The 3,592-nt window shown below is 72.9% G+C and carries 6 protein-coding genes; 5 read left to right on the top strand and 1 reads right to left on the bottom strand.

Translation table 11 applies throughout. The annotated features are described in order from the left end of the window. Nucleotides 1–259 precede the first annotated feature (259 nt). The 5 genes from SSBG_RS13010 (at nt 260) to SSBG_RS12995 (ending at nt 3,030) form a co-directional block, all read left to right on the top strand. The gene (locus SSBG_RS13010; RefSeq protein WP_008746603.1) at nt 260–994 is read left to right on the top strand and encodes a DUF2993 domain-containing protein; all 735 of its coding nucleotides are present in this window, start codon (nt 260–262) and stop codon (nt 992–994) included. An 87-nt stretch (nt 995–1,081) separates the two neighbouring features. Next, nucleotides 1,082–1,162 (top strand): Ms5788A family Cys-rich leader peptide, encoded by an 81-nt coding sequence (locus SSBG_RS36140; protein WP_356236317.1) that lies wholly within the window; start codon nt 1,082–1,084, stop codon nt 1,160–1,162. A gap of 203 nt (nt 1,163–1,365) precedes the next feature. Next, nucleotides 1,366–2,211 (top strand): sulfurtransferase, encoded by an 846-nt coding sequence (locus SSBG_RS13005; protein WP_008746602.1) that lies wholly within the window; start codon nt 1,366–1,368, stop codon nt 2,209–2,211. A 68-nt stretch (nt 2,212–2,279) separates the two neighbouring features. After that, nucleotides 2,280–2,567 (top strand): DUF1416 domain-containing protein, encoded by a 288-nt coding sequence (locus tag SSBG_RS13000; RefSeq protein ID WP_008746601.1) that lies wholly within the window; start codon nt 2,280–2,282, stop codon nt 2,565–2,567. 190 nt (nt 2,568–2,757) lie between these two features. Further along, the gene (locus SSBG_RS12995; RefSeq protein WP_008746600.1) at nt 2,758–3,030 is read left to right on the top strand and encodes a DUF3099 domain-containing protein; all 273 of its coding nucleotides are present in this window, start codon (nt 2,758–2,760) and stop codon (nt 3,028–3,030) included. 70 nt (nt 3,031–3,100) lie between these two features. Here SSBG_RS12995 and SSBG_RS12990 read toward each other — a convergent pair whose 3' ends face one another. Further along, complete coding sequence (locus SSBG_RS12990; protein WP_008746599.1) at nt 3,101–3,463, bottom strand: DsrE family protein; 363 nt, start codon at nt 3,461–3,463, stop codon at nt 3,101–3,103. Nucleotides 3,464–3,592 lie beyond the last annotated feature (129 nt).

Raw genomic sequence — 3,592 nt, 5'->3', positions numbered from 1 at the left:
AAAAAAAAAAAAAAAAAAAAAAAGGGCACCGGGTCGCCTCGTACGACTACCCCTCGCGGTTCGTGCACATGACGGCGGGGGTCGCGCTGCCGCTCGCCGCGGCGGCCCCCCTGGTGTGGTGGATCGGGTCGCTCGCGGGGTGAGCCTCCCGCCGGGGCGGGCCGCACGGGGCACCGGCCCCGTGCGGGGCCCGCCCGGTCCCGGGGAGGGCGGGAGAATCAGCGGGGCTTGGACCGTGGGTGAGGGGAATCCGTTCGTCATGCGTGCTGTGCGCGTACTCGTCGTGCTCGTCGTCCTGCTCGGCGGCGGCGGGCTGCTCGCCGACCGGTGGGCGCACCACCGCGCGGAGGAGGAGACCGCGAAGCGGATCGTGGAGCGGGAGGGGGTGGAGGGCGCCCACGCGAGCATCCAGGGGTTCCCGTTCCTCACGCAGGCCCTCGCCGGCCGGATGGAGCGCGTGGACGTCCGCATGGACGGGTACCGGGCGCGGACCGGGCAGGGGCGGGTACGGGTCGCGCGCGTGGACGCCGCGCTGCGCGGGGTGCGGTTCGCCGACGACTACGAGCGCGCGCGGGTGGACGGGGCGAGCGGGAGCGCGCACCTCGCGTACCGGGACCTCGTGAAGTCCCTCGGTAGCGAGAAGATGTCCGTCGCCCCCGGCGTCTCCGCGAAGGTCGCCTCGCTCAAGGACGGCGGCAAGGGCCGGATCGCCGTGGGCGTCAGGGGCAGCGTCCTCGGGCGCACGCTGCCGGGGACGTTCACGGTGCTCTGCTCCGTCTCCATCGAGGACGGCGACCGCTTCGCCATCCACGCCGACACCCTCCCCGACCTCGGCATCCCGCTCCCGGGCGGCTCCGGGGACTCCTTCGACATCGAGCAGCGGGCCGGTGACCTGCCCGAAGGGCTGCGCCTGGACTCCGTACGGACCGAGGGCGACGGGCTGCGGGTGCGGTTCTCGGGGAAGGACCTCGACCTCAGGGAGGACGCCCGCTGAACTGCGGTGCCCGCCATGCGGACCACATCGTCTCAGTATGTGAACGGACGGTGACATGTCCCGGAATCGATCCCTACGATCGGTGCCATGACGCACCAGGCGGACCTCACGAAGCGGCGGGCAGTGGACCTCTGCCGCGTCGCCGCCATGCTCTGTCGCCTTTCCTGACGCCCGCGCGGGCCGCGTTCCCGGCCCAGAGCCCCGGAACGCAGCCGGACAGCACCGCCTGACCGCGGCGCGCGACGCTCCGGCCGCCCCTCGCCCGGGCCGCACTCCCGCTCGTACGGCCGCATCGCCCCGTACACCCCGCACTTCGCGCACCCCTGCCGGGCCACAGCCCGCCCGCATCCCGCACGACGGAGGAGAAGAGTATGAGCCGCAGCGACGTCCTGGTAGACGCCGACTGGGTCGAGGCCCGCATCGACGACCCGAAGGTGGTCGTGGTCGAGGTGGACGAGGACACCTCGGCCTACGACAAGAACCACATCAAGAACGCCGTCAAGATCGACTGGAAGACGGACCTCCAGGACCCGGTGCGCCGCGACTTCATCGACCAGGAGGGCTTCGAGAAGCTGCTCTCCGCGCGCGGCATCGCCAACGACGACACCGTGGTCCTCTACGGCGGCAACAACAACTGGTTCGCGAGCTACGCCTACTGGTACTTCAAGCTCTACGGCCACCAGGACGTCAGGCTCCTCGACGGCGGCCGCAAGAAGTGGGAGCTGGACTCCCGCGACCTGGTCGACGGCTCCGAGGTCCCGGCCCGCCCCGCGACGACGTACACCGCGAGCGCGCAGGACACCTCGATCCGCGCCTTCCGCGAGGACGCCGTGAGCGCGATCGGCGCCGAGAACCTGGTCGACGTGCGCTCGCCCGACGAGTTCAGCGGCAAGCTGCTCGCCCCCGCGCACCTGCCGCAGGAGCAGTCGCAGCGCCCCGGCCACATCCCGAGCGCCCGCAACATCCCGTGGTCGAAGAACGCCAACGACGACGGCACCTTCAAGTCGGACGAGGAGCTGCGGGCCCTCTACGCCGACGAGCAGGTCGACCTGGAGAAGGACACGATCGCCTACTGCCGCATCGGCGAGCGCTCGGCCCTCACGTGGTTCGTCCTGCACGAGCTCCTGGAGATCCCGAACGTCCGCAACTACGACGGCTCCTGGACCGAGTACGGCAGCCTCGTCGGCGTGCCGATCGAGCTCGGCCCCGCGAAGTAGCCCCCGGGGGACCGCGCGCCCCGCGCGGTCCCCGCACACCCCACCCCGACCCGCTACAGGAGTAGTTCATGTGTGGAGCGAAGGCCGGCGGCCCCGACGCCTCGGCGATCAAGCCCGGTGAGACCACGATCCAGGGGCAGGTGACCCGCGACGGCGAGCCCGTCGCCGGATACGTGCGGCTCCTCGACTCGACGGGCGAGTTCACCGCCGAGGTCCCGACCTCCGCGACCGGGCAGTTCCGCTTCTACGCGGCCGAGGGGACCTGGACCGTGCGCGCCCTCGTCCCCGGCGCCACGGCGGACCGCACCGTCGTCGCGCAGGAGGGCGGGCTCGCCGAGGTCGCCATCGCGGTCTGAGCGGTACCGGAGACGCGGTACCACGGCCCTCGCGCGTGACGCGGGGGACGTGAACCGGCCGGAGGGCCGTGCCCCAGGGGGTTGGACGCTTCCTGCTGACGGGGCACGGCCCTCCGCGCCGTTCCGGGCGCGGCCGCGCGCGTGCCTTCGCGCGCGTGCCTTCGGGCGCGGGGCGGCCTACGGTGGTGGGATGTACGCGCGACGGCGACGGGCCTACTTCCTGATGATGGGGATCTGCCTCGTCCTCTTCGTCTCCGCCTGGGCCTTCGTCCGCATCTGGTCCGTTCCGGCGGCCATCGCCATGTGCGTCGTCGCCCTCGTCATCCCGCCCGTCGCCGCGATCGTCGCCAACCGGCGCGGCCCCGAGGACCGCTGGTGGGACGAGAAGGACGGGGACGGGAACGGCCCCGGGGGCGAGGGGCGCGGCGGAGGACGCACGCCCCCGCGCGACCGCCGGCGCTGAGCCCCGTAGCGGCGCGCCGGGCTCGCGTACCGGCGCCGGGCCCTGACCGGTCCCGTACCGGCGCCGGGCCTCAGTAGACGAGCGCCTGCACGTCGTCCTTCATGATCTCGCTCACGAAGACCTGCGCCCCCGCGATCCGCACGCCCTCCAGGACGTCCTTCTGCTCGATGCCCCTGCGTGCCGCGCACTGCGTGCACAGGGTGATCGTGCCGCCGGCCCGGATCGCCTCGATCAGGTCGGGCAGCGGTGCCGCGTGCGGGAGCGCGAACTCCGCCGCGCGGCCCGGCAGCGCGAACCACGCCGATTCGCCCGTGAGCCACAGCGAGACCTCGACCCCGCTCGCCGCCGCCACCGAGGCGACCGTGAACGCCTGCGAGCAGCGCTCGGGCGCGTCGGTGCCCGCCGTCACCTTGATCACCAGCTTTTTCGCCATGCCGCATCGTAACCGCGCGGTGCGCGGCTCCCTCCTGGAGAGCGGGGAGTGGGGAGCGGGGAGCGGGGAGGGGAGAAGCGGAGGAGTGGGGTGGGCGAGCGGAGGACGAGTCCGGCGGCGCCCGCCGCC

The sequence above is a fragment of the Streptomyces sp. SPB074 genome (assembly GCF_000154905.1).
GTDB lineage: Bacteria > Actinomycetota > Actinomycetes > Streptomycetales > Streptomycetaceae > Streptomyces.
This window is presented reverse-complemented; position numbering and strand designations above follow the sequence as displayed.

Bases quoted from the DNA above. Each gene is read 5' to 3' on its own strand.
- SSBG_RS13000 (WP_008746601.1), top strand. From the start codon at position 2,280: ATGTGTGGAGCGAAGGCCGGCGGCCCCGACGCCTCGGCGATCAAGCCC.
- SSBG_RS12995 (WP_008746600.1), top strand. From the start codon at position 2,758: ATGTACGCGCGACGGCGACGGGCCTACTTCCTGATGATGGGGATCTGC.
- SSBG_RS13010 (WP_008746603.1), top strand. From the start codon at position 260: ATGCGTGCTGTGCGCGTACTCGTCGTGCTCGTCGTCCTGCTCGGCGGC.
- SSBG_RS36140 (WP_356236317.1), top strand. From the start codon at position 1,082: ATGACGCACCAGGCGGACCTCACGAAGCGGCGGGCAGTGGACCTCTGC.
- SSBG_RS12990 (WP_008746599.1), bottom strand. From the start codon at position 3,463: ATGGCGAAAAAGCTGGTGATCAAGGTGACGGCGGGCACCGACGCGCCC.
- SSBG_RS13005 (WP_008746602.1), top strand. From the start codon at position 1,366: ATGAGCCGCAGCGACGTCCTGGTAGACGCCGACTGGGTCGAGGCCCGC.